This window comes from Caulobacter sp. Root487D2Y (assembly GCF_001427165.1).
Classification (GTDB): domain Bacteria; phylum Pseudomonadota; class Alphaproteobacteria; order Caulobacterales; family Caulobacteraceae; genus Caulobacter.
In genome coordinates, this window is sequence record NZ_LMFD01000010.1 from 292,960 (window position 1) to 317,472 (window position 24,513).

Here is a 24,513-nt window from a genome sequence, read left to right on the forward strand (position 1 = left end):
CGTGTTTGCCAACCGCTTCACCGCACTTGTCGACGCATGCTGTTTAGCAGGCACGCTAAAGCGGAATCTGCTTCTGACACTTGCCGAAGCGGACTTCTTTCGGCTGCGCTGGTCGCAGGCCATTCTCGACGAAACGGAAAGAGCGATCGAACGCATTCTCGTCGCCCGAGGCGTGGCGGACGCGGCGGAGCGCGCGCGCCGCGCTCGCGGCGCGATGGAGACGGCATTCGAGGAAGCCGACGTCGGTGACTACCAGAGCATGCTTTGCGCCTGCGATACCCTGCCCGACCCCGGCGACGCCCATGTTCTTGCCGCCGCGCTGAAGACGCGCGCGGCGATCATCGTCACCGATAACCTGAAAGACTTTCCGGCCGACATTCTGGGGCCATTGAATCTTGAGGCGCGCTCAGCCGACGATTTTATCGCCGATACGATCGCGCTTGATCCCGGTCGCGCCGTGGCCGCAGTGCGTACGATGCGCGAGCGCTTCAAGCGACCCGAGAAGACCGCCGAGGTCTTGCTCCTCGACATGGAAGCCGAGGGCCTGACCGAAACCGTCGATGTCCTTCGACCCCATGTTGCCTCGCTATAGCTGCGGCTTGGTCGAGTCATTCCGCGCTGCGGGAATGGGAAGGCCTAGCTGGCCTCGTGTCGATATCCAACTGGGTCAGAGATCCAGCGATTGATCGACGACTCCCGCCACCCCGCGCCATGAGCGCTGATCGCAACCTGTTTGGGGAACGAGCCTTCGCTGATCTTCCGATAGAGGGTCGATCGGCTAAGGCCCGTGCGCGCAAGCACGGTCTTGAGGCGGACTATGCGGTCGAGGTCGGCCATCGTTGCAAGCTCCACAGACTGGGATCTCAAGGCATTCGATGAGCCAGAATTGGATCGGTGAGCGGCGGCCGCAAGGCCTCGCGGGGCCAAAGGGTACGGAAGCGTACTAAGACAGGCTCTGGGCGCCCTCTAGCGTAGGCTCAACGCGCCCCCGCGCCGGTGGTAGCGCTCTGATGATGTTGGCGGCGGTCCGCTGCGACGCGCGCGTTACTTCTTCAGCCGCACGCCTGGACCAGCCGCGTCGTCTGCCGAAATGAATATTACACCAGCGTCGTCCAGGGCCTTTCTCACGGCCTCCACGTTGCCGGCGGATCGTTGGCCGGGTCCAGATGGCCCCTCCATACGTCGGATACTCATCATGGAGAGACCAGCAGCTTCAGCGAGCTGAGGCTGGGACCATTCCAGGAGAGCGCGCGCGGCCCTGATCTGCGAAGCAGTAAGGAGCATTGTGAACGTTTCATGTTCCGAAGAGAACATTTTCTGTTGCTTCGGTGCGTTACGACGTGGTACGACACTGTTCTTACGTGAACAGAAAGGTTCAGGCCATGGACTCGCGCCGCAAGGCGGAGAGTGCGGATGTGCGCGCGCCGCAGTTATCACGGCGCTCTGTGCTCGCTGTCGGCTCCGCAGCACCCTTTGTGGCTGGGGGCACGGTCGCAGCTGATACTGACCCGTCAGTCGTCATCTGCCACCGCTGGCTGACCATCGAAGCCGAACAACGGCGCCTCCAGTTAGAATGGGGCACGCTCGAAGGCTGGCTGATGACCAAGCGCAACTGGTATCGCCTTTCACCGGACCAGCAGGCCGCGATCCCCGAAGGCGCCAGGCTTGCCAAGATCGACGCACGGCTCGACGTGCTTGAGGTCGAGGGGCACGCCCTCCTGAAGTCCATGCGGCCGAAGCCCGCAAAGAGCATCGAGGCGGTCGTTGCCAACCTGGCGGTGGCGGCCCGCCTGATCTTCGTGGAAGATCATCCCGAAGCCCACGGCCTGATCACCCGCGCGGTCCGCGACCTCGCGACGTTCTCCTCCGGTGGCAAGTGACCCACCGGGGTGCCCGGCGACGCGACGGCGCTGACCGCCCGCTGGCGGCGACGTTCCGCCGTAACGCGGCCGGCTTCCACAAAGCGGCCGAAGCGGCGCTGCCGCGACATCCCGAGGCAACCCGCTACTTCCTGGCCATCGCGATCGAACTGGCGCTCAAGGCGCACCTCCTGCACCGGGGGATCAGCGACGACTGGAACCGTGTCTATCTCCGCCACGACCTGAGCAAGGCGTTGAGGTTCGCAGGGCGCGCGGGGTTCAACGGCACCCCAGAGGCTCTTCCAGAATTGGCCGCGCTTCTTGGCCCGTACTACCAAGTCCATGCTATTTCACAGATGCCGCCCGAGGCCATCGCATCGGTCTGCTGGTCGCAGGCCTGCTCGACGGTCCGGGACCTGATCGACGCCATTGCCGTGGCCGGCGGACGCGAAGCTTCTGATCATGAGGGCACCGCGTGATGTTGCGCCTGCGCATGCCTTGGCCGCTTGTGGTCAGCCAGGGGTGGCGCTGGCGACATCCCTATCTCTGGCGTGGCCGTGTCTTCGATCCACACGACGCCCAGCAAGTCATGTCCTACGCGGTGCTCCGCCTTCGACGCGAGACGCGGGATGTCTTCCTGCTCAACAACATCGAGGCGCTCGACTACGCGCTGATCGCTCGCCACCTGGGACGTTCCGTCGGCAACGTTCAGGCGCGCCTGGCCGACGCGCTCTGCGAGATCTCCCGCACGGTCGATCTGATCGAGCGCGTCCGCCCTAAGCCCATCAACCTGTCCAACGCGGAGCATCCCGATGTCTGACGACAAGGAGCCCTTCGCCGTTTCCCGGCGCGTCGTCATCGGCGCGGCCAGCGCCGCACCGGTGGTCGCCGGGGCCGGTGGCGCCGCAGTCCCGGACGCGGCCGTTGCCCGCTGCGCCGAGTGGTTGGCGCTCGACGCGGAGATCGACCGTCTGGGTCTGCGCTGGTCGGACCTGGAAACCATCCTCGTGCGTCAGAAGCGATGGGAGCGCATGACGCCAGAGGAGCGTGGGGAATTGTTGCCCTCCGAAGAGATGGACGCCATCGACGAGCAGTTGAAACCGCTATTCGACCAACGCGAGGCATGGCTCGAAGCCCTGCCCAAAGTTCGCGCGCACGACATGCACGGCGTCGCCGCCAAGTTGGAGGTGGCGCTACAGGTCATGGTCCATCAGCAGGGCGACGGATACGAACTCTTCAAGGCGACGATGGATGAGCTGCGCATCGCGCGCTGTCCGCACTGCGGGGCGCCCGTTTGCAAGCGCTAGCCTAGCCACCCATGGCAGCCGCCTTGCCCTCCCCAACCTGCGGGAGCCAGGACCGGAACGGTCGGTGCTCGCCCTGGAGCGCTTGGAGAGCCTCTGCCGGGCGGGATGGTGCGGGTCAAGGGCGGCTTCGCCGTCGCTCCGCGATGCGCCCGCAGGGCGCACCCTTGACGCGCGCCAGCCCGTCCGGCCCTTGTTCCACCAAGCGATCCAGGGCGTCTTGTCTCCGAGCGAAGGTCGGCGGCGGCTGTCCGCTTCCGCAATGACGACAATCCGTTTTGGATTTTGGCGCCGTTACCCCGCCTCAGTCACCGCCCAAGGCAACCTCAGAAAGTTTGCTCAGCTTCTAGGGCTGGCCGCTTTCTCCAATCGTCAGCCAGCGTCCAGCCGCCCTTCTCCTGAATGTGCCAATCATTCCAGCCGTTACGGTTCGTCTCGGTAACTGCTCGAGAAGCGGCAGAGAAGGAGTTGAATCGACCTTCGATCCCATCGATCACAAGCGCGCCGCCCTCGATCCGACCAGCATAGGATTTGCCAAAATAGGTGAACCGGCAGGCGGTGCTATCGGCGGGCAAGCCTGAACGCTGAGCGGCTATGTCGGCCCACGCCGGAGATATTGGATTGATGCCATCTCGGCGGTCGGGAGCCTGCCAAATTTCACGGGCGATCTTAAAGAGCGCGGCGCCCCTCGCGGCGATTTGTTCCTCATTCCATACCTCATACCCGTTTAGCTCTCGGTTGAGCGCCAAGCTGGAATGCGAACGAACGGCGGGCATCTTGACCGAATAAGGTCCGTTGGAGACCGAAGAGTTGAGCGCCCCGGTGAGAAGGGTGAGGTTGCCGAGCTTATTGATCGCCCCCGTTCGTTCCATGTCGCGAGCAAGGCGTTCGGGATCCAGATCATCCAGATGATCGAGCCCAACTACGGGCCACGAATTATGCCAGCCCTGCGGCATGATGTGTTCAACCGTTAGCGCCGACTTGATTTCGATGTCCTCATTTAGAGCTGAGCGCTTTGCTTGCTCTATCGCTTGGAACAAGAAACGCAGCCTTGGCTGGCGAGCCCCCTTGTACTGATCCCGCCCAAGCCAACCTTGACGCCATTCCGCGTCATCCGGCCATCGATCCGTTTCAGAGTGTCGACTGGAAAGATAGGCGATGAGGGCATCAACCCGATTGCCTTCCGCCGCCCGAAGTCGGTCGATAATTCCAATGAAAAGGCGATTATAGTTCTTGGTCGTCAAACCACAGATGTCACGCCGGAGGATGTAACTTTCCAGCACGGCGAGCCCGCGTGAAAGTTCGCCGGCGCTGTCAGCGCTTGTCGCAAGATAGACGACAAGCGGCATTGCGGTGGAGACGTCGAAAGCGTCGGCGAACCGGCCGAAATCGCCAAGAGGATCACCTCTGACCTGTTCGAATAGGCGCTTCTCTACCGCCGCCGTTGCGGTGATGGATTCGAGTTCCGAAATGACCGTCGGAAACGGCGTCTCGTTCAAGATCCATCGCCGGTAGCCTTCAAACAGCGTTTCCACTGACACCAGGTTGCCTATGTGCATCGACAGGTGATCGGTCAGCATCCAATCCAGGCGCTGGCGGGATTGCCGCCCCCGGGAATCCACTTGGCTCCAAAACGCGCGATCCAGCGGCAACCAGTGCTTTTCGTACAGCTTGTCGACGACCAGCGATCCCTCGCTTTGTCCCATGCCTTTCGCGCGCTGAAAGATGAAGTTGCGCATGAGGTCGCCGGGGGTCAATTCGACGCCGCGACTGTTGAGTGTCTCGAAGATTGTCTGGGGGTCGTCACCACGCTCAAGCTCGATCGAGACGATGGCTAGGCCCTCTTTCAACGCCTCAAACAGCGTCTCTAGGCGGTGCTCCTCGAACACACCATCAAGCTGAACGTGCCCCTCAATCTGCGCTTTGAAATATGCGTGGGCGGCGACGGCGCGCCGGACAAATCCATCTTCGTCAGCCGGCCTTGGCGTTATTGCATCCAGATCGGTGGTGGGATCCACCAGCCCAACGAAAGCGCGACGATCCGTCAGCGAGGGCCAAAGCTTGAAACGCTCAGCTTCGGCGTTCTCCATCACACCATCGTTGAGCAAATACTTTTGAAGCTCGTCGGCATATTTCGATCCGTTCGCCGCTGCTACGTCACGTATCGCCGACAGCAGAAGCTGGAAGGTGGTGAGGCGTTGCTGGCCGTCGATGATTTCGAACGCTTGGACCTGCTTTCCAAAAGTCTTCATCTGCGCAATCACAATCGCGCCCATGAAATGCGGGGTGAGCGAGGCACGATCTGTGTTCACTCGACGAACCGCGCGCTCGATATCCTCCCAAAGCAGTTCAAGTTGCGGTTCAACTTTCCAGGCGTACTGCCGCTGATACAAAGGAATGAGGTAGCGCTTTTTGCCGTCGAACAGCTCGATTATCGATCGCGTATACGGCTTCATGCGCCTCCCCCAATTCAGACTTCAGGCGGAGACTATTCGCTAGGTCGCCCGTCACAACCATTTTCGGTTGAGCCGCGTGGTGCCTTCGATCCATCAACATCAAACTGGCGAGCCGTCGCAGGCAAGCTGCCCCGAGCAACGGTAAGGCACGGTCCCGCTGCTGCGCCGCTGGACGGTGTTCAAAATGACTCTGATCCAGTTTTGATGGAGTGACACACTGACGTCTCCGCCTCGAAGGCCCGCTTTCCGCCGCGCCGCCAAAGGGCCAGGGTATGTTCGCGGTCCTCGCCTTGGAGCATCATCGCCAGCGTCAGGAACGCGCCGTAAAGGGCGGCGCGATCGTCACCGGTCAGCTCGACGAGCTCGGCCTTTTGCACCAGGCCGCCCAGTTCGATCAGGTGGTGAGTCCGCTCCCGGCGTTGCATCACCCAGGCCCGCGTGTCCGTCCTGGCCCGTCGCGCCTCAAGCCGGTGTCGCGCCGCCGTGGTTCGCCGGGTCGCGTCATTGGTCGCCACCAGCATTTCGCGCAGGGTCTGCCTTCCCGCTGCGAAAGAACCCGGCACCCCGTTTGCGCCACTCCGCCTTGCGGGTCGCGTCACCGCTGTCGACTAGGCCGAGCAACCCGCCCGCCAAGGTTTCGACGTCCAGCGCGTCCGCCCCGGTGGCGATCACCAGTTCGCCGAGTTGCTTGATCTTCCGCTCCTTCAGCGTCCTGGCCTTGTCCCCTAGCGTCTTTAGCTCAGCGTCGAAGTCCCGAGGTTTGCGCATCGCAGTCTCCATGATGGCGGGGTGCGCTCAGGATAAAACAGCGGACCTCGGAATGCTGTAAGGTCGCCGGAACACATTGGGACGGTCCGGTCCCTCCCGAGATTTTAATCTTGGAGGGCGCGCTTATACGTCGTGCCGACGTGCGCTTAAGGCAGTAAGTGGTCTGTCGCCATGGCGATCTTCCACTTCTCCGTCAAAGTCATCAGCCGCGCCACCGGGGCCAGCGCCGTGGCCTCGGCCGCCTATCGCTCGGCCTCGCGGCTGCACGATGAGCGGCTGGACCGCGATCACGACTTCACCAACAAGAGCGGCGTCGTCCATTCCGAGGTCATGCTGCCGGACGGCGCGCCGGAGCACCTGGCCGATCGCGCGGCGCTGTGGAACACGGTCGAAGCCGGCGAGAAGCGCAAGGACGCCCAGCTCTCGCGCGAGGTCGAGTTCTCCATCCCGCGCGAGATGGACCAAGCCCAGGGGATCGAACTGGCGCGCGACTTCGTCCAGCGCGAGATGGTCGATCGTGGCATGGTCGCCGACCTCAATGTGCATTGGGACGTCGGAGCTGACGGCCTGGCCAAGCCCCACGCCCACGTCATGCTGTCGATGCGCGAGGTGGGCAAGGACGGGTTCGGTGCCAAGGTCCGCGATTGGAACCGCACCGAGCTGGTCGAGCACTGGCGCGAGGCTTGGGCCGACCACGTCAATGAGCGGCTGGCGCAACTCGACATCGACGCGCGGGTCGATCATCGCAGCCTGGCCGCCCAAGGCATCGACCTTGAGCCGCAGAACAAGATCGGTCCGGCCGCTGGCCACAGGGCCGACGAGGGCCTGGAGGCTGATCGGCTCGATGAGCACCACGAGATCGCGCGGGCCAACGGCGAGCGGATCATCGCCGATCCGAACATCGCCCTGGACGCTATCACCAAGCAGCAGGCGACCTTCACCCGCCGCGATCTGGCGATGTTCATTCACAGCCACTCGGATGGGAAGGAGCAGTTCGACCGGGCCATGGGGGCGGTGCAGACCTCCCCCGAAATGATCGCCTTGGGCCAGGACGGACGCGGCCAGGACCGTTTCACCAGCCGCGAGATGATCGCGGTCGAGGACCGTCTGCATCGCGCTTCGGCCGTGATGGCCGAACGCCGTGCGCATCGAGTCAGCGAGCTAGATCAGCGCCGCGCCCTGGCCCATGCCGCGCAACGCGGTCTTGTCCTGTCCGGCGAGCAGAAGGCGGCGTTCGAGCACGTCACCCAGGCGCGCGATCTGGGCGTGGTGGTCGGCTACGCCGGCACAGGCAAGTCGGCGCTTCTTGGCGTGGCGCGGGAGGCCTGGGAGGACGCGGGTTATCGCGTCCAAGGCCTGGCCTTGTCGGGTATTGCCGCTGAGAACCTGGAGGGCGGATCGAGGATTGCGTCGCGCACCATCGCCAGTCTCGAACATCAGTGGGCGCAGGGTCGCGAACTGCTGGACGCGCGCGACGTGCTAGTGATCGACGAGGCCGGGATGATCGGCTCGCGGCAGATGGAGCGGCTGCTGTCGGCGGCCGAGAAGGCCGGGGCCAAGGTGGTGTTGGTCGGCGATCCCGAACAACTTCAGGCGATCGAGGCCGGGGCGGCGTTCCGGTCGATCGCCGAGCGTCATTCTCATGTCGAGATCACCCAGGTTCGCCGGCAGCATGAGGACTGGCAGCGGGACGCCACGCGGCAGTTGGCGACGGGACGGACGGGCGAGGCGCTGGCCGCTTACGAGGCGCGTGGCATGGTCCATGCCGCCGTGACCCGCGACCAGGCGCGCGAGGACTTGGTCGAGCGGTGGGATCGCGATCGGGTCGCCGAGCCGGGCAAGAGCCGCATCATCCTGACCCACACCAACGATGAGGTCCGCGATCTCAATCTGACGGCGCGTGATCGGCTGCGCGGGGCCGGTGCCTTGGGCGAGGACGTGACGGTCAAGGCCGAGCGCGGCGAGCGCGCCTTCGCGGCCGGCGATCGGCTGATGTTCCTGAAGAACGATCGTGGGCTGGGTGTGAAGAACGGCATGCTCGGCGAGATCGAGCAGGTCTCACCTACCCAGATGACCGTGCGGCTCGACGCTGGACGATCGGTCGCCTTCGACCTGAAGGACTACGCCCAGGTCGATCACGGCTATGCGGCCACCATCCATAAGAGCCAGGGCGTCACTGTCGATCGGACCCATGTGCTGGCGACGCCGGGGATGGACCGCCACGGCGCCTATGTCGCTCTGTCGCGGCATCGCGACAGCGTGCAGATCCACTACGGCCGAGACGAGTTCGAAGACCTGAGCAAGTTGACCCGCGTGCTGTCGCGCGAGCGGGCCAAGGACATGGCCAGCGACTTCGCCGAACGGCGCGACATTCATGTGCCGGCCTCGATGCGGCCCAAGGAGCCGCCGCAGCGCGAGCGCGGGATGTTCGCCGGGTTCCGATCGGCCATCCCAGCGCATCAACCGTTGGCGCCGGCGCGCGATGACGACCAGCTTGCGCAGCGCCGAGCGATCGAGCGCCACGCACGAGCCGCGGGCGACGTCATGCGCATGAACGACCGCGGCTTGCCGGTGCTGGCCCATCAGCGGCGGGCGCTGGAGGAGGCGCGCGAGGCCGTGGGGAAGATCGGTCCGCACGCGGCCAAGGATCTGGAGCGGGCCTATGTGCGCGATCCGACCTTGGCCGGCGAGACGGCTTCGGGCCGCACGCAGCGAGCGATCCGCGTCCTTCAGCTTGAGGCCGAGGTCAGGGCCGATCCGCGTCTGCGGGCCGATCGCTTCGTGGAGCGCTGGCAGGGCCTTGAGCGCCAGCGCTCGGCGCTTCATCGCACGGGCGACATGACCGGCGCCGGCCAGGTCAAGGCGCGCATGGGCGCGATGGCCAAGAGCTTGGAGCGCGATCCGCAGGTGGACTCACTGCTGCGCGCCCGACGGCCGGAGCTTGGGCTTCCTGCCGAGATGGGGCGCAGCGTGGGCCAGGGGCTCTCTGACTACCTCGGCATCGGGCGTGGCCGAGGACTTGGCTTGTAGGAGGATGGGATGGATCAGGACATCGGATCAGAAGCGCCAGTCGATCCGGCGGCGGTGGCGTTCGAGGCGTTGCGGCGGGAGGTGGCCTTGCTCAACGTGGCTCTGGCAGGGCTGGCCGCCGAACGCGCGTCGGCGCCAGACTACAGCGAGACGTTGGGGGAGATCGCTCAGGGCGTGAGGGTCGCAGTTGGACGGATAGGGAAGCTGGCGACGAGTCCGGCGTTGGCGGCTACGCCCGCTGAGATCGCGCGGCAGATCACGGCGGCCGGTGACGAGGCCCGGCGACAGGACCGCGCGACGTTGCATCAGGCCCAGGAGATACTTCAACGAGCAGCCGACGATCTTCGCGGCTGGGTCAACACCGCGCGGCTAGCGCGCCTCCAAAATCGCCGGCTCATCCAGATGGCGCTCGTTGGGATGTTAGCCGGTGGACTATTCGGCGGTTGGTTGCCTGGCGTTGTTGCTCGGGCTGCACCCGATCAATGGGCCTGGCCCGAGAAGATGGCTGCACGCACGCTTCGCCGGGATCTCTGGTCCGCTGGTGAGCGGCTGTTGGAGACTGCCGATGCTCGGAAATGGCAGGACAGCCGCGACGGTGCGGCGATCGTTGCGCAGAACCGAGACGTGCTCGCCAAGTGCGCGAGAGATTTGAGGCCAGCTAGACGTCCCCAGCGGTGTTTGATCCAGCTGGGTATCTGAGGTTCGGCAATTCCATTTCTCGCGAATGCCCAGGTTGAGGCGCGGGAGATAGGCCAGCAGCGACCTTCTGCGGAGATTAATGGCCTTATTCCCCGCACCATATGCGGTGATTAGTCGGCGCGAAGATCGCCCCCCGGGATTGTAATGCGCAGTCCTGACCCAAAGGCAAAGTTCCAAAAGTCCGCTTTGCGGCTATGGTCCTTCGCTAGCTCCGGGATGACACAGATCCATTTCCAGAGGCTCGTCGTTCGAAGTGTTAGCGGTGCATGTTCTGCGTTGTGGCGTCTGATAGGAATCCGATTGATCAGCGCTGGACGCAACTTTAGCGCTTGCTAGCTTAGCCTTGAGGGCTGAGCATGCGGAATCACCGAACTAGGACCTGCCGACGTAGTCTGCACCGACGCTAGTAAAAGCCGAGAACCAAAAACGTGTATAAATATAGATAGTTGGCAGGAATGATCACCGACTATCACTCAAAATATATTTCCAACGACCTGAGCCGCCGGCGCCCCTCAGATAGCAGCGACAAGCTAGCCGTCGCGGTCGCAGGTGCGCAGGTCGATATGAATCCGCATCAGGTGGATGCCGCGCTTTTTGCCTTTGCCTCGCCCCTGTCAAAAGGCGCGCTGCTCGCGGACGAGGTCGGCCTTGGGAAAACGATTGAAGCCGGACTCGTTATTTCGCAGCGCTGGGCTGAGAGAAAGCGGCGGATTCTGATCATCGCGCCGTCCAATCTCCGCAAGCAATGGCACCAGGAGTTGAACGAAAAGTTCTTCATCCCCTGCACGATCCTGGAGTCGAAATCCTACAACGCCGAGATCAAGGCTGGAAATTTCCGGCCGTTCGAGCAGTCCGACAGCATCGTGATTTGCTCGTATCAATTCGCACGTAACAAGGCGGCCGACGTGCGGGCCACTCCGTGGGATCTCGTCGTGATCGACGAAGCCCACCGGCTCCGTAACGTCTACAAACCGTCCAACATCATCGCCAACACGCTTAAGGGCGCTTTGGCCGAGCGCAACAAGCTCCTGTTGACCGCCACCCCCCTGCAGAATTCCCTGCTGGAGCTTTACGGCCTCATCAGTTTCATCGACGAGCACACGTTCGGCGATCTCAAGAGCTTCCGGGAGCAGTTCTCAAATACGTCGCAGGAGCGAACGTTTCAGATTTTGAAGGAGCGGCTCAAGCCGATCTGCCACCGCACGTTACGACGCCAGGTGACCGCTTACGTCCCATACACCAAGCGGCACGCGATCTTGGAGAAGTTCGATCCGGATGACGCGGAGGAACGGCTCTACAATCTCGTCACAGCCTATCTCCAGCGCGAAAATCTTCAGGCGCTGCCGCCCAGTCAGCGCTCGTTGATGACGCTTGTTCTGCGCAAGCTGCTGGCGTCATCCACCTTTGCCATTGCCGGCGCGTTGTCGTCCATTTCCAACCGGCTTCAAAAACGCCTCGACCAAAGCCAGCCTGCGTCACTCATCGACGAGTTGGACGAGGACTACGAGGCGCTCGAAGAGACTGCCGAAGAATGGTTGGATGACGACACCGAGGTGCTCACCGAGGCGGACCAACACGCGCTTGAGCTGGAGATCGCGGAGCTACAGGAGTTCGCAGCACTGGCGACCTCTATCGAGCAGAATGCCAAAGGCCGGGCGCTGCTAAAGGCGCTGGAGGTCGGCTTTGCGAAGGCGCGGGAATTCGGCGCGGACGAGAAGGCAATCATCTTCACGGAGTCCCGCCGCACTCAATCTTACTTGCTCCGGGTTTTGGCGGACAGTCCGTTAGCGGACCATATCGTCCTGTTCAATGGCTCGAACACCGACGACGAATCCAAGGCGATCTACAAAGCCTGGCTCGCGCGCCACGTCGGGTCGGACCGCGTCACGGGATCGAAGACCGCCGACATGCGGTCCGCGCTGGTCGATTATTTCCGTGACCAGGGCAAGATCATGATCGCCACCGAAGCGGGAGCAGAGGGCATCAACCTCCAGTTCTGCGCCATGGTCGTGAATTACGACCTGCCTTGGAACCCCCAGAGGATCGAGCAGCGGATCGGTCGCTGCCATCGTTACGGTCAGAAGCACGACGTGGTGGTTGTCAATTTCCTTAACCAGAAGAACGAAGCCGACCAGCGCGTCTACGAACTTCTCTCGGAAAAATTCCAACTGTTCGAGGGAGTCTTCGGCGCAAGCGATGAGGTGCTGGGCGCCATCGAATCCGGCGTGGACTTCGAGAAGCGCATCGCCGGAATCTACCAGCAATGCCGGAAGACCGGCGAAATCCGGGCGGCCTTCGACCAGCTCCAGCAGGAGTTGACCCTCGAAATCAACCAGGCCATGACGCATGCCCGCCGGAAGCTGTTGGAAAATTTCGACGACGAGGTGCGGGAGAAATTGAAGGTCCGCAACGCCGACACCAACCTGCATCTCAACTATTTTGAGCAGCAGCTGATGCGGCTCGCCAAGCATGAGCTGGATGGCCTGGCGGAGTTTGTCGACACCTCGTCCTTCCGGCTCCAGATCCTACCGGACTGGGTTGACCAAACGAGCGTTCCGACAGGGCTCTACGAACTTCCACGCCGAACCGGCGAGGCACATCTCTTCCGCGTCAACCATCCTCTCGGGGAGGCGATTATCTCCCGCTCGCGATCGCGCGCGCTTCCCACCGTCGAAATCGCATTCGATTACTCCCATCACGAGGGCCGCATCTCCCAGGTCGAACCGCTGGTGGGGCAGGCCGGCTGGCTGACGGCGTCGCTTCTATCCGTAGATGCGCTCGGTCAGAGCGAAGACCACTTGCTATTGTCAGGCGTGACCGACGCGGGTGTGCCGCTAAGCAATGAGATTTCTTCCCGGCTGATGACGGTCGGCGGTTCAGTAACGGCCGAAGCCGTTCTGTCAGACAGGGCTTCGACGATTCTGGGGCAGGCATTGTCGGAGCAGCAGGCCGCCATTCGCCGCAACATTTCCGAGCGCAATGCGCGGTTCTTCGAGGCGGAAGCGGACAAGCTCGACGGCTGGGCCGACGATTTGAAGGTCGGTCTGGAGCGGGAGCTGAAGGAGCTGGACCGCCAGATAAAGGAAGCTCGTCGCGCCGCGACTGTCGCCCTGACGCTCGAAGAGAAGCTGGCGGGGCAGAAGGCGGTTAAGGCGCTCGAAGCGGAACGGTCGGGAAAGCGCCGTTCCCTGTTCGATGCGCAGGACAAGATCGACGAACAGCGTACCGAGCTGATCGCCCAGATCGAAGGTAAGCTAGAGCAGAAAGTTGGTGTCGAGTCGCTCTTCACCGTTCGTTGGAGGCTGACATGAGCGGCAGTGGCGTTCCCTCTGAAGAGCTCGCGGCATTGACGGTGGACCGATTGATCAAGTCCGGCTTACTGCGAGCGGACAAGCGCGCCGCCCTCATTGAGAAGGTCGCTGCGGGCACCATGAAGGGCGAAGACTGGAAAAGTGAGATCGACCTCGCGTCGATGAAGGCGGGAAATTCATGACCGCGCCAGCGATGTTAAAATCCCTCACGCTTACGGCTTTTCGGGGCTCTGCAGCGACGTTCAATCTCAACTTCGAGAAGGGAAAAAAGCTCACCCTGATCTATGGCGAGAACGGCACCGGCAAGACTACAATCTGTGATGCGTTCGAGTTTCTGGCATTCGATAGAGTCGGCTCCATCGAAGACCGAGGCATGGGCAAGGGGCTGGACAAATTCTGGCCGACGGCCGGAAAGGCAGCCTCCGCTGTCCATGTGGCCCTGGAAACGAGCGCCGGCACCTGCACCGGCAAGATCGTCAGCAAGAAGGTGTTGGTGTCGCCGGAATCGGCACGACCGCGCATCGAGTTGCTGCGCCAGCGCCAGATCCTAGAACTGATCCAGGCCCAGCCGGCGGCGCGCTACGACAAGATAAAGCGCTTCATCGACATTGAGGCGTTCGAGCGTTCCGAGGAGGCGCTTCGGCAACTCGGCAAGACGCTCGGCACGGAGAAGCAGCAGGCCCTGGACGCCGAAAACGAAAACCTGGCGGCGTTACAGAATTTCTACGATGCTGCGGGTAATCCCGCCGGCCTCAACCCAGTTACCTGGGCGAAGAAAAAACTTGCCGAGCCCGCGACCAACCTTACCGCCGACATTGCCGCCATTGGCGAGCTGCGTACGGCGTTCGAGGCACTCAAGCCCTATCCTGATAAGTTTGCCACCGGTCGGGCGGCAGTCGCCACGACGGAGGGCGCTTTGCCGGCCGCGAACAAGGCTCTCGCCGAAGCACTCGCATTGGCGACCGAGGGTGCCGGGGAGGCGCTCGCGGTCCTGGAAGCGGGGAGTGTCTATCTGCACGCCAATCCCGATGCTGCTGAATGTCCCCTCTGTAGCAGTGCTGAGAACATCAGTGGGTTGAAGGCGTCCATTGGAGAGCGCCTCAAAAACCTCGCGTCGCTTAAGGCCGCCGACACGGCCAAGAAGAACAGCCAGGCAGCGCTCGCTGCCGCCCAGAGCAGTTTGGCGCGTGTCGAAACGGACTTCCAGACGGCGACCGCTGCGTTCGCAGCAGCCCTGACAGGACATAGCTGGAAGCCCGAAGTTAAACTGCCGACCACGTCTCCCACCGATCACACCAAGCTGGAACAGTGGCTGGCGAACAGCGCCGATATTGCGACTTCATGGCCTGCGGTGGAGGCGTCCTGGCACGAGGAGACGAAGTTCATCGCAGCCCTGAAAGGGGCCGCGGAGCGGTATGATTCCAACGTCACGCGCGGCAAAGAACTCGCGGCGTTGACGCCCAAGATCGAGTTAGCTCTAACCGAATGTGTCGAGGAACGTCAAAGGTTCACCGATGGCATCATCTCAGAGATCGCCCAAGACGTGGGCAAGCTCTACGAAGCCGTCCATCCCGGCGAAGGGCTGGACGCCATTGCGCTCCCCCTCGATCCCGCCAAGCGCGCGTCGATGGAGTTGAAGGCCAAGTTCGCCGGCCAGGATGCGCCACCACAGGCGTATTTCAGCCAGTCGCATTTGGACACGCTGGGCCTTTGCGTATTCCTCGCCTTGGCGTTACGCGATCGGCCCGAGGATACCATTCTCATCCTGGATGACGTGCTGGGCAGCATAGACGAGCCGCATGTCGAGCGCGTCATCGGCATGGTCTACGAGGTCAGCGGCAAGTTCCGTCATACCATCGTGACGACCCACTATCGTCCCTGGAGGGAGAAATACCGCTGGGGTTGGCTGAAGCCGGGCCAGCCATGTCAGTTCGTAGAATTGACGAACTGGGGCATTGACTACGGCATCCGTGTCACCAGCTCGTTGCCTGAGATCGACCGACTCAAGTCGCTCCTCGCCGCTTCGCCCCATGATCCGCAGGCGATTTGCAGTAAGGCCGGCGTGATCCTTGAAGCGGCGCTGGACTACCTCACTCAAAAATATGAATGCGCCGTCCCTCGCCGCCAGGGGGCCGCGTACACATTGGGCGACCTATTGCCCGCGATAAACAGCAAGCTGCGCGACGCGCTAAAGGTCGAAATTCGGGACGGCATCACCGACCCTGCCGCTCCGCCATCAGCTACGGTCGCCCTAAAACCGATCCTTGATGAGCTGGCTCGCATTGCGCAGGCGCGGAACGCTTTTGGCGCACATTTCAAAGCCATATCCTTCGAAATGCTAGACGCCGACGCGGTTGGCTTCGCCAAACAAGTCGAGCAGCTGGTGGACGCCCTAACGCACCGGGAACACGGTTGGCCTAGCAACGATAAGTCTGGCAGCTACTGGCGAAACAGCGCCGATTCGCGCCGTCTGCATCCTCTCAAGAAGCCGAGCTGAGACCCCCAAAATGGATCACACTCAGCAGTCGTTGCTCCGAACTCATTTGTCCGAAGTATATATCGGCCAGCTACCACCGTTGCTTAAGCCGTCGACAAATGCGCCACAGAACATTCAAAAAAATATCTCACGCGCTCTCAGTGCGTTCGCTCTTCATCAATTGTGTGGCGCGCCGTTAACTGACGCTTGCGCGTCAGTCGTGGACGATTTTGGCGATCTTGGCATCGACGCAATATTCTACAACAGGGACGACCTGACGCTGTATCTTGTGCAGAGCAAACTCAAGGCGTCCGATGAATTCTCCCAAGAAGAAGCCAATGGCTTTTGCCAGGGTGTTCGCAAGTTAATTTCCTGCGACTTTGAAGGATTCAACCAAAATATTATCGACAGAACGGCTGAAATTGAGGATGCATTAGATAATTGCGAAAAGATTCAGCTCGTTGTCGCTCATTTAGGCGACGTAATTAAGCAATACCCGGCCAATGCAATTGCCGACCTAATTGCTGACAACGCCCACGGCGAAGAGCGTTTCGTCAATCAGGTAAAAGACTTTTCTTCGAGCGAGATCCTGGCCGCACTCCGAGGCGTTCATGCCCACGAACACGTAAATTGTAACCTCCAGCTCCAGGACTGGGCCGGCACCTCCGGCAGCAGGAAAGCATACATAGGCTTTGCCAAATTGGGCGATCTTGCGCGCCTTCACCAACTTCATGGGCGCGCGCTATACGCAAAGAATATTCGCGCCTCTTTGGGTCACCGGACCGATGTAAATATAGCAATCGCTGAGACCCTGGCGCAGGAGCCTGCTCAATTTGAATTTCTCAACAACGGCGTAACTATGCTGTGTAAGCGAATCGAAGGGCGGAGGGGTTCTCGCGACACGAAGAACTTCAAAATCGATAGGCTTTCGATCGTGAATGGCGCGCAAACGGTTGCCTCCGCAGCCCGGTTTCTGGAACTTTCAGAAAGCGGAAATATTGATGCTGCGCGAGTTCTAGTTACCATTATTGCCGCCGATGAGGATGATGAATTTGGTCGAAGCGTGACTCGGTCGCGTAATCACCAAAACACGGTTAAGGCGGCGGACTTTACAGCTCTCGATCCAGAGCAAGAGCGTTTGCGTCGCGAATTGGCGCTCCTCGGTATTCGCTACGCCTACCAGGCCGAAGCCCAGGATCACGCGGACCCGGCCACCATTCGTGTTGAAGAGGCCGCACACGCGCTCGCTATGCGAGGTGTGGATCCGCGCCTACCGGTAATAGCAAAACGCAGCTCCGCCGCACTGCAGATGGTCGGTGAGTATCCCTACAACGCGATCTTTACCGGCGCGCTTTCGGCCTATCAAATTCGCAACGCGGTCGATGTATTTCGATACATCATGACCCGTATGAATCAGGAGGCATCTGCCGCTCAAAGTCAGCAAGAACGCCTCGCGTATAGGCATGGGGCCTATGTGCTAGCTTTCATTCTCATGAAGCGGTTTAGCGTTTCGATAGATGGTCAAGCTAGCGTCGAGCCCCACAAATTGGCTGCGGTCGCTGGACCGCTGCTGGATAGCCTTCGCCAGAGGTTGTGGGATGAAATCCAAGAATTCCTAGCAGAACGAGGCCCACTGGCCATTTTTCGAAATCAGGCAGATGTAACCGCAATCATTAGGGGGCTGATGGTTGCAGATTATGGGCTGAAAGAAGACAAGGCGTTAGGGCCTCTACTCGCTCTCAACACTGAACAACAGGCTTATCCAGAGCGACTATTCGGCTATCTTTCGAGCAAAGCTCCCCAAGCTGGCGATGTGACATGAGTAAAAAGCAGAAGCTCGAGCTAACGTGGGTGGGCAAGGAAAATCGCCCCCGGTTGGAGCCGCGCATACTTATCGAGGATGCCTCGAAGAGCTATCACGCTGCCGCGCAGGTGGGACCGGCCGACATCTTCGATAATGTTTTAATTCATGGCGACAATCTCCTCGCTTTGAAGGCCCTTGAAGCCGAATATACGGGTAAGGTGAAATGTGTCTTTATCGACCCACCCTACAATACAGGAAGCGCCTTTACACACTACGATGATGGTCTTGAGCACTCAATTTGGCTCGGCCTTATGCGCGACCGTCTTGAGATTATTCGGCGACTGATGTCTGAAGATGGTTCTCTCTGGATCACAATCGACGACAATGAAGCGCATTACCTCAAGGTAGTGTGCGATGAGATATTCGGCCGAACGAATTTCGTTTCTTCATTTGCCTGGGAAAAAGACCAAGGACGCCGGGGGGACACGGACATTTCGTCGGCACATGATCACATCCTACTATACGCCAAGAACCGCGAGATTTGGCGCAAGATAAGGAATCTATTGCCGCGAACAGCAGACCAGGAAGCTCGATATAAGAATCCTGATCAAGACCCGAGAGGTCGTTGGCTGCAAGGCGACAATGGAACAGCTAAGAGCGGTTCGGAGGGGGCGCGCTTTCCAATCACGCTCCCATCTGGCCGTATAGTTACCCCACCCTCAGGAAACTACTGGCGATTTTCGAGAGAGAATTTCGAAACCGCTCGTGCTGAGGGGCGGGTGCACTTCGGCGCCAAGGGCGACAGCATGCCTGTCATCAAACGGTATTTGACGGAAGTACAACAAGGCGTCGTTCCCAGAACATTTTGGACAGCAGCAGAGGCTGGAACCAATCAAAGCGCCAAGCGGGACCACCTAAGAAAATTGCTTCCGGATATCGAGCCCTTTTCTACACCGAAGCCCGAGGAGCTGCTTCAGCTCATCCTTCAGATCTCTACAAAGCCAAATGACCTCGTTCTGGACTCGTTCGCCGGATCTGGCACGACGGGCGCGGTGGCACAAAAGATGGGGCGCCGCTGGATTATGGTCGAGCTCGAAGAAACTTGCGACACACATACAGTCCCACGCCTGAAGAAAGTTATCGATGGCGCTGACCCAGGCGGCATTAGCAAAGTAGTGGAATGGAAAGGCGGCGGCGGCTTTCGGTACTATGAGCTTGCACCATCCTTACTGGAAAAAGACAAATGGGGCCGCGAGGTCATTTCGAAAGACTATAATCCAGCTATGCTGGCGCAGGCGTTGTGCAAGCTGGAGGGCTTCGCGTACGAGCCCAGCCCTGATGTGTATTGGCAACATGGCCACTCGTCGGAGCGAGACTTCCTTTATGTAACGACCCAATCGCTGGGGCCTGAGGAGCTGGCTGCGCTCAGCGAAGAGGTTGGGAGTGATCGCTCGCTATTGATCCTGTGCGCTGCATTCCGCGCGAATCCCGAACTCTGGCCCAACCTGACGCTTCGCAAGATTCCCAATCATATTCGCGCTCGATGCGAATGGGGTCACGATGACTACAGCTTAAATGTCGCCAATCTCCCACAAACGGAAGTGACGCGGGCGACCGCAGCCCAGCCGGGATTGTTCGATGACGGGGAAGCCTTATGAGCAACCTCCGTCATGTGAATGCCATTGCCGGGCGTCTGAGCCTGCGACCGCCGCAGCGCCGTAGTCTTGAGATTCTGGACCGAGTGACCGAGATCGTGTCACTGGCTCGGTCCAACGATCTCGCTACCGCTCACGATATCATCAGCAGCGAATTTCCTGGCGTACAGGACTTTGAACGGAGTTTTCCGTCGCTCTGTTTCGCGCTGGCAACGGGCGTGGGGAAGACGCGACTGATGGGCGCGTTCATCGCCTACCTGAAGCTCGCGCACGGCATCGACAACTTTTTTGTGCTGGCACCCAACCTGACTATCTACAACAAGCTGATTGTCGACTTTACGCCGAACACGGCCAAGTACGTCTTCAGAGGAATTTCGGAGTTCGCCATTTCGCCGCCTGTTCTGACCACAGGCGAGACCTATGAGCGGCAGATTGCATCGGGCGGCCAGCTCTTCCCGACCACCATCAACATTTTCAATATTGCGAAGATCTCGTCTGAGGTGCGCGGCGGCCGTTCGCCGCGCATCCGCTCTTTCCGCGAGGAAATCGGTGAGAGCTACTTCGACTATCTCGCAAGTCTGCCGGACTTGGTGCTGTTGATGGATGAATCGCACCGCTACCGAGCCACGGCGGGAATGCGGGCCATCAACGAATTGAAACCTGTCCTAGGCTTAGAGCTTACGGCCACGCCGTTTGTCGAAAGCCCGCGCGGTCCAGTGGCGTTTCGTAACGTCATCTTCGACTACCCACTCGCCCGTGCAATGGAAGACGGGTTCGTCAAAGAGCCCGCCGTCGTCACTCGCAAGGACTTCAATCCGGCGGGTAAATCGCCCGATGCCGTTCAGCTGATGAAGCTGGAGGACGGCGTTCGATTGCACGAAAGCGTAAAGGTCGATCTTGAGACTTACGCCCGTGAGAACGGTGAAAGGATCGTCAAGCCGTTTGTCCTCGTGATCGCGCGCGACACGACCCACGCCGCCGAGCTGATGGCGCTGATCCAATCCGATGCGTTCTTCCAGGGCCGCTACTCCGCCAAAGTTATCCAAGTGGATTCCAGCGTGAAGGAGGAAGAGACGGTCGAAAAGCTGCTGACCGTCGAACACAGCGACAACCCTGTCGAGATCGTCATTCACGTCAACATGCTGAAAGAGGGTTGGGACGTGACCAACCTTTACACAATCATCCCCCTGCGGGCCGCCAATGCCCGAACCCTGATCGAGCAAAGTATCGGCCGCGGCCTGCGCCTTCCCTACGGCAAGCGCACAGGCGTGACGTCCGTTGACCGGCTCAACATCATCGCACATGACCGATTTCAGGAAATTGTGGAGGAGGCGCATAACCCGAACTCGCCCATCCGCCTGAAGCAGTTGGTCCTCGACGCCGGCGACCTTGAACGCAAGACAGTGACGGTGGTCGCCGCCCCCTCGATCCTTGGAAGTCTGGGCCTGCAAACAGCACAGAGCGAAGGTGGCGCGGCGGTTGCCGGACTAGCACCAGAACTGGCCTTTGCCGACCCCGAAGACCTCCGCGTCGCACGCCTGGCCTATGACGTCTTCCGCAAACTGGCGCGCGAGCCCGACAAAGTGCCAAGCGTGTCCTACCTCTCGCGCCCAGCCGTGCAGGAGCAGGTCGTTCGCGAGGTGCAAGCCCAGTATCAGCCGGCGCAGATGGAATTGGAGGGGATTGCCAAGCCGATCCCCGACATGGCGGCGGTCATCGCCGCTACCGCAAAACTCATGGTCGAGCGCACGATCGACATTCCGCGCATCACGGTCATGCCGAAGGGCGAGGTCAAGGCAGGGTTTAAGCCTTTTGCACTCGACCTTGCGGGGATGCGCTATCCAGCGCCCAGCGCCGAACTTTGGGCCAAGCACCTGCGCACCGACCAGGTTGACGTTATCGGACTATCCCAAGCCAGCCTCGTGGAGCGACGGTTGGAGGACTATGTCGTCAGCGGTCTCATCGACTTCCCCGACATTGCCTATGACGACCACGCCGACCTGCTCTACGAGTTGGCCGGACAGGTAGTCGGCCACTTGCTCGGCTATCTCCCCGAAAATGAAGCTGGCCAAGTGCTGGCGCTGCATCAGCGGGAAATCGCTCGCGCCGTGCACGCCCAGATGCAGGATCATTTCTGGAAAGACGACACCGTAGAGTATCACCACGAGGTCAGGCAGGGCTTCACCGAGCTAAGAGAAAGCGCCTACACCGCGCTACGTGAAGCTCCTTTGGATTATCGTTTCGCGCCGGCCGACAAGAGCAACATGGCGCGCTACCTGTTCGGTGGGTTCACGAAGTGCCTTTCGACCGTCACAAAGTTCCAATCGGACTCGGAACGTAAGCTGTCCGTCATCCTGGAGCGCGAGTCGCTCAAATGGATGCGACCTGCGAAGGGGCAGTTTCAAATGTTCTATCGCAGCGGCAACGACCACCTCGAATACCAGCCGGACTTTGTCGCTGAGACCGAGGGTCGCATCTTGATGCTGGAACCGAAAATGGCGACGCAGATGAAGGACAAGGATGTTCTCGCCAAGAGGGACGTCGCCATACAATGGTGCGGCTGGGCGTCAGAGCACGCGAGATCCTATGGCGGGAAGACATGGCAATATGCCTTGATCCCCCACGACGCGATTGCTGAGAACATGACGCTCGACTTCTTAGTCAAGCAGTTCGCTTAGGCGATACTTAAATCGCCACGCGGAGCACATTTCGGTTTGAGGTGCCGCACGGCGGTGTGTTTGGCACCACTGACAGACAAACCCTTCCAGTGACGAGGACGTCGCTCAAGCATGAGACGGCCCTTTTGACAATCAAGTGCACGACCAGTAGGTCGCGCGCCATCGCGATCCTACTCAGCAGCATAACCTGAGACCTGCTCATATTTTGGAACTTTGCGGATCGATTTGTGGGACGAAGCCTCGCCAAAAGCAACCTAACCATTTGTAACTATTAATATTTTACGGAACTTGAGTGTCCACCCTCTCCGCCACCCCCTTGTTCATAGATGTTCGTAGACGGCCGTAGCCGTCTCGAAATCCGCTTGCCTGCAAAGGCTTTGCGGCGACCTCTAGCCGATGACGCGATCAACGTGGCTCGTGGGCGGCGTCAGGGCCGGAAACGCCAGGCCGGAGTCGGTCGTCTCGACCGACGAAAAGCATACGACGTCCGGCGCGCCGCCGGGGGCGGCCCGCATCGCCGACCATGGGCTGAACCTGGGTTCGACGTGACGCCGGCCTCAGCATTTCACCCTATGCCCCGCCCCAGCTAAAAATCGGACCGTCCACGCTCTAGAAGCCTTCGAAAGGTTCGGGGTGATGGCAAGCGACGTCGCGTCAGAGAATTCCAGTCCGGTTCCGCGATTGGACATGCGCGAACCCCCGGCCGGATCAGAGCGTCGCGCCTTCATGGCGCGCGGCGCCAGGGCCTTGTCGACCGGAGCCCCGACCGCCAAGGCCTCCCGAGGCGGTCTCGCCGTCTCCGTCAGGCTCGGCTGAGGCGGGCGATGGCGCGACCGATCGCCAGTTCGGGGCAGGAGCCCGGGTCGCGCGATCGCCGCGGACGACGGCGCGCGCGCCTGGGGCTTTCCATCGCGGTCGGCGCCCTGACGACGATGGTCGCGACCGCCGCCCATGCGCAGGCGCCCGCGCGGCCGGCCACGCCCGCCGAACTGGAACAGCAGGTCACGGCGGTGCGAGAGCAGCTTCGCGCCATGCAGGAACAGCAAAAGGCGCTGACGGAGACGCTCGACCGGCTGGAGCAACAGCTGGGCGGTCAGACCACGCCGGCGGCCCCGCGACCCGTCCCGCCGCCTGTCGCGGCCGCGGCGCCCGCGACAGCGCCGCTCCAGGTGGCGGCCTCGGCGCCGCCCGCCGCGACGGAACCGGAAGATTCAGTCACGCGGAAACTTGTCGACCGCTACCAGGACGGCATCGTCATCTGGGAGAACCCCGACGACGCCAAGGTCCCCTTCCTGCTGAAGTTCAACGTCAACACCCAGGTCCGGTACCTCAACACCACCTCGACCGACGAAACCTTCACCGATCATCTGGGCGTCGTTCGCACCGTCAATCCGCGCAACGACATCACCGTCAACCGCTCGATGTTCATCCTGGGCGGCTACATTTTTGACCGGAGACTGCGCTACAGCTCCACCGTGTGGACGTCCGCCGGGTCGGCCTCGATCGTCGTGGCGGGGAACATCGGCTGGCAATTCAACAAGGCCTTCACGCTCTGGGGCGGCTATACGGGCGTTCCCGGCAGCCGCTCGTTGGTGAACACCTTCCCGTTCTTCCAGTCGACCGACCGCACCATGGCGGACAACTTCTTCCGTCCTGGTTTCACCCAGGGGATCTGGGCCAACGGGGACCTCCCGCACGGCCTGCATTACCTGGCGTTCGTCGGCAACGGGCTCAACACGCTGAACATCTCGGCCGCCAAGATCGACACCAATCTGATGGGCTCGGGCAGCGTCTGGTGGGAACCGCTCGGCGACTACGGCCCGCCGGGCAAGTCGCGCAACATGTACGACGACTATTACGCCTCGTCGGATCTGCGCATTCGCCTGGGCACGTCGTACACGCGGTCGAGGGAAGACCGCTTCACCAACCTCGACCAGTCGAGCCCCGAGAACACGTCGATGTACAACTCGGACGGCGTGCTGACCTTCAGCACCGGGGCCTTCGCGCCGGGCGTGACCGTGGACAAGGCCACCTACGAAATGTGGGCGATCGACGGGGGCGTCAAACGGAACGGGTGGTCGCTCAACGGCCAGTACTACTTCCGCTGGGTGGATGACTTCGAGGCCGACGGTCCGATTCCCATCAAGCACATGTTCGATCACGGCTTCGAGCTGTCGGCGGCCACGTTCATCGCTCCCCAGAAGCTGATGGTGTACGGCCGCGGCTCGAGGGTGTTCGGAGAGTTCCGCGACTCCTGGGAGGCGGGCGTGGGCCTGAAGTGGTACTTCGTCCCGACCGAGCGCATGTGGCTGTCCGCGGAGCTGATGCGGACGGTCAACGTGCCCTACAGCGGCACCTTCACCCCCTACACGGCCGGCATGACGGCCTGGGTGCCGATGGTGCAGGCCATCATCGCGTTCTGACAAGGGAAAGGGGGCCGGCCCCCTCTGACCTCGGCGTCGAAATCGGTTAG

19 protein-coding genes are annotated in these 24,513 nt (G+C 61.1%); 15 read left to right on the forward strand and 4 right to left on the reverse strand.

The window, feature by feature from the left end:
* Position 1 precedes the first annotated feature (1 nt).
* Entirely contained in the window at positions 2–592 is a 591-nt protein-coding gene (locus ASD38_RS11340; RefSeq protein ID WP_056460157.1) for a PIN domain-containing protein, read from the forward strand.
* Between the two features lie 44 nt (positions 593–636).
* Here the strand turns inward: ASD38_RS11340 and ASD38_RS11345 are convergent, their stop codons facing one another.
* Positions 637–837: a helix-turn-helix transcriptional regulator gene (locus tag ASD38_RS11345; protein WP_056460159.1), complete on the reverse strand. Its 201-nt coding sequence runs from the start codon at positions 835–837 to the stop codon at positions 637–639.
* A gap of 545 nt (positions 838–1,382) precedes the next feature.
* On the opposite strand from ASD38_RS11345, the gene ASD38_RS23380 reads away from it, so the two are divergent.
* Genes ASD38_RS23380 through ASD38_RS11365 form a run of 4 tightly spaced genes read left to right on the forward strand, consistent with a single transcriptional unit; the run spans position 1,383 to position 3,166 of the window.
* The gene (locus tag ASD38_RS23380) at positions 1,383–1,880 is read left to right on the forward strand and encodes a hypothetical protein (protein ID WP_082560738.1); all 498 of its coding nucleotides are present in this window, start codon (positions 1,383–1,385) and stop codon (positions 1,878–1,880) included.
* Positions 1,877–2,338: a hypothetical protein gene (locus ASD38_RS11355; protein ID WP_056460165.1), complete on the forward strand. Its 462-nt coding sequence runs from the start codon at positions 1,877–1,879 to the stop codon at positions 2,336–2,338. The genes ASD38_RS23380 and ASD38_RS11355 overlap by 4 nt, the downstream gene beginning before the upstream one ends.
* Positions 2,338–2,679 carry a sigma factor-like helix-turn-helix DNA-binding protein gene (locus ASD38_RS11360; RefSeq protein ID WP_056460167.1) on the forward strand — a complete coding sequence of 114 codons (342 nt, stop codon included), beginning with the start codon at positions 2,338–2,340 and terminating at the stop codon, positions 2,677–2,679. Before ASD38_RS11355 ends, ASD38_RS11360 begins: the two co-directional genes overlap by 1 nt.
* Positions 2,672–3,166 carry a hypothetical protein gene (locus tag ASD38_RS11365; RefSeq protein WP_056460170.1) on the forward strand — a complete coding sequence of 165 codons (495 nt, stop codon included), beginning with the start codon at positions 2,672–2,674 and terminating at the stop codon, positions 3,164–3,166. The genes ASD38_RS11360 and ASD38_RS11365 overlap by 8 nt, the downstream gene beginning before the upstream one ends.
* Before the next feature lie 323 nt (positions 3,167–3,489).
* On the opposite strand, the gene ASD38_RS11370 is transcribed toward ASD38_RS11365, so the two are convergent.
* The 3 genes from ASD38_RS11370 to ASD38_RS11380 all read right to left on the reverse strand — a co-directional run bounded on the left by ASD38_RS11370 (position 3,490) and on the right by ASD38_RS11380 (position 6,387).
* Entirely contained in the window at positions 3,490–5,619 is a 2,130-nt protein-coding gene (locus ASD38_RS11370; RefSeq protein ID WP_056460172.1) for a DUF262 domain-containing protein, read from the reverse strand.
* 179 nt (positions 5,620–5,798) lie between these two features.
* Complete coding sequence (locus ASD38_RS11375) at positions 5,799–6,140, reverse strand: conjugal transfer protein TraD (protein WP_235523821.1); 342 nt, start codon at positions 6,138–6,140, stop codon at positions 5,799–5,801.
* The gene (locus ASD38_RS11380) at positions 6,121–6,387 is read right to left on the reverse strand and encodes a conjugal transfer protein TraD (RefSeq protein ID WP_056460175.1); all 267 of its coding nucleotides are present in this window, start codon (positions 6,385–6,387) and stop codon (positions 6,121–6,123) included. Before ASD38_RS11380 ends, ASD38_RS11375 begins: the two co-directional genes overlap by 20 nt.
* A 171-nt stretch (positions 6,388–6,558) precedes the next feature.
* Between ASD38_RS11380 and traA the strand changes: the two genes are divergently transcribed.
* The 10 genes from traA to ASD38_RS11420 all read left to right on the forward strand — a co-directional run bounded on the left by traA (position 6,559) and on the right by ASD38_RS11420 (position 24,463).
* Positions 6,559–9,417 carry a Ti-type conjugative transfer relaxase TraA gene (gene traA, locus ASD38_RS11385; protein WP_056460178.1) on the forward strand — a complete coding sequence of 953 codons (2,859 nt, stop codon included), beginning with the start codon at positions 6,559–6,561 and terminating at the stop codon, positions 9,415–9,417.
* A gap of 9 nt (positions 9,418–9,426) precedes the next feature.
* Positions 9,427–10,116, forward strand: coding sequence for a DUF6118 family protein (locus ASD38_RS11390; RefSeq protein ID WP_056460181.1), 690 nt, complete (start codon positions 9,427–9,429; stop codon positions 10,114–10,116).
* A gap of 455 nt (positions 10,117–10,571) precedes the next feature.
* A complete protein-coding gene (locus ASD38_RS11395; protein WP_056460184.1) occupies positions 10,572–13,427 on the forward strand; it encodes an SNF2-related protein in 2,856 nt (951 codons plus the stop codon).
* On the forward strand, positions 13,424–13,609 hold the full coding sequence (locus ASD38_RS11400; RefSeq protein WP_056460186.1) for a hypothetical protein: 186 nt from the start codon (positions 13,424–13,426) through the stop codon (positions 13,607–13,609). Before ASD38_RS11395 ends, ASD38_RS11400 begins: the two co-directional genes overlap by 4 nt.
* Positions 13,606–15,924: an AAA family ATPase gene (locus ASD38_RS11405; protein WP_056460189.1), complete on the forward strand. Its 2,319-nt coding sequence runs from the start codon at positions 13,606–13,608 to the stop codon at positions 15,922–15,924. The genes ASD38_RS11400 and ASD38_RS11405 overlap by 4 nt, the downstream gene beginning before the upstream one ends.
* A gap of 10 nt (positions 15,925–15,934) precedes the next feature.
* The gene (locus ASD38_RS23385) at positions 15,935–17,725 is read left to right on the forward strand and encodes an AIPR family protein (protein ID WP_082560739.1); all 1,791 of its coding nucleotides are present in this window, start codon (positions 15,935–15,937) and stop codon (positions 17,723–17,725) included.
* Positions 17,722–19,365: a site-specific DNA-methyltransferase gene (locus ASD38_RS23390; protein ID WP_082560740.1), complete on the forward strand. Its 1,644-nt coding sequence runs from the start codon at positions 17,722–17,724 to the stop codon at positions 19,363–19,365. The genes ASD38_RS23385 and ASD38_RS23390 overlap by 4 nt, the downstream gene beginning before the upstream one ends.
* Positions 19,362–22,040 (forward strand): DEAD/DEAH box helicase, encoded by a 2,679-nt coding sequence (locus ASD38_RS11415; RefSeq protein ID WP_056460195.1) that lies wholly within the window; start codon positions 19,362–19,364, stop codon positions 22,038–22,040. Before ASD38_RS23390 ends, ASD38_RS11415 begins: the two co-directional genes overlap by 4 nt.
* A gap of 396 nt (positions 22,041–22,436) precedes the next feature.
* Positions 22,437–22,589 (forward strand): hypothetical protein, encoded by a 153-nt coding sequence (locus ASD38_RS23895; protein ID WP_156390671.1) that lies wholly within the window; start codon positions 22,437–22,439, stop codon positions 22,587–22,589.
* 275 nt (positions 22,590–22,864) lie between these two features.
* A complete protein-coding gene (locus tag ASD38_RS11420; RefSeq protein ID WP_056460197.1) occupies positions 22,865–24,463 on the forward strand; it encodes a hypothetical protein in 1,599 nt (532 codons plus the stop codon).
* Positions 24,464–24,513: the final 50 nt, after the last annotated feature.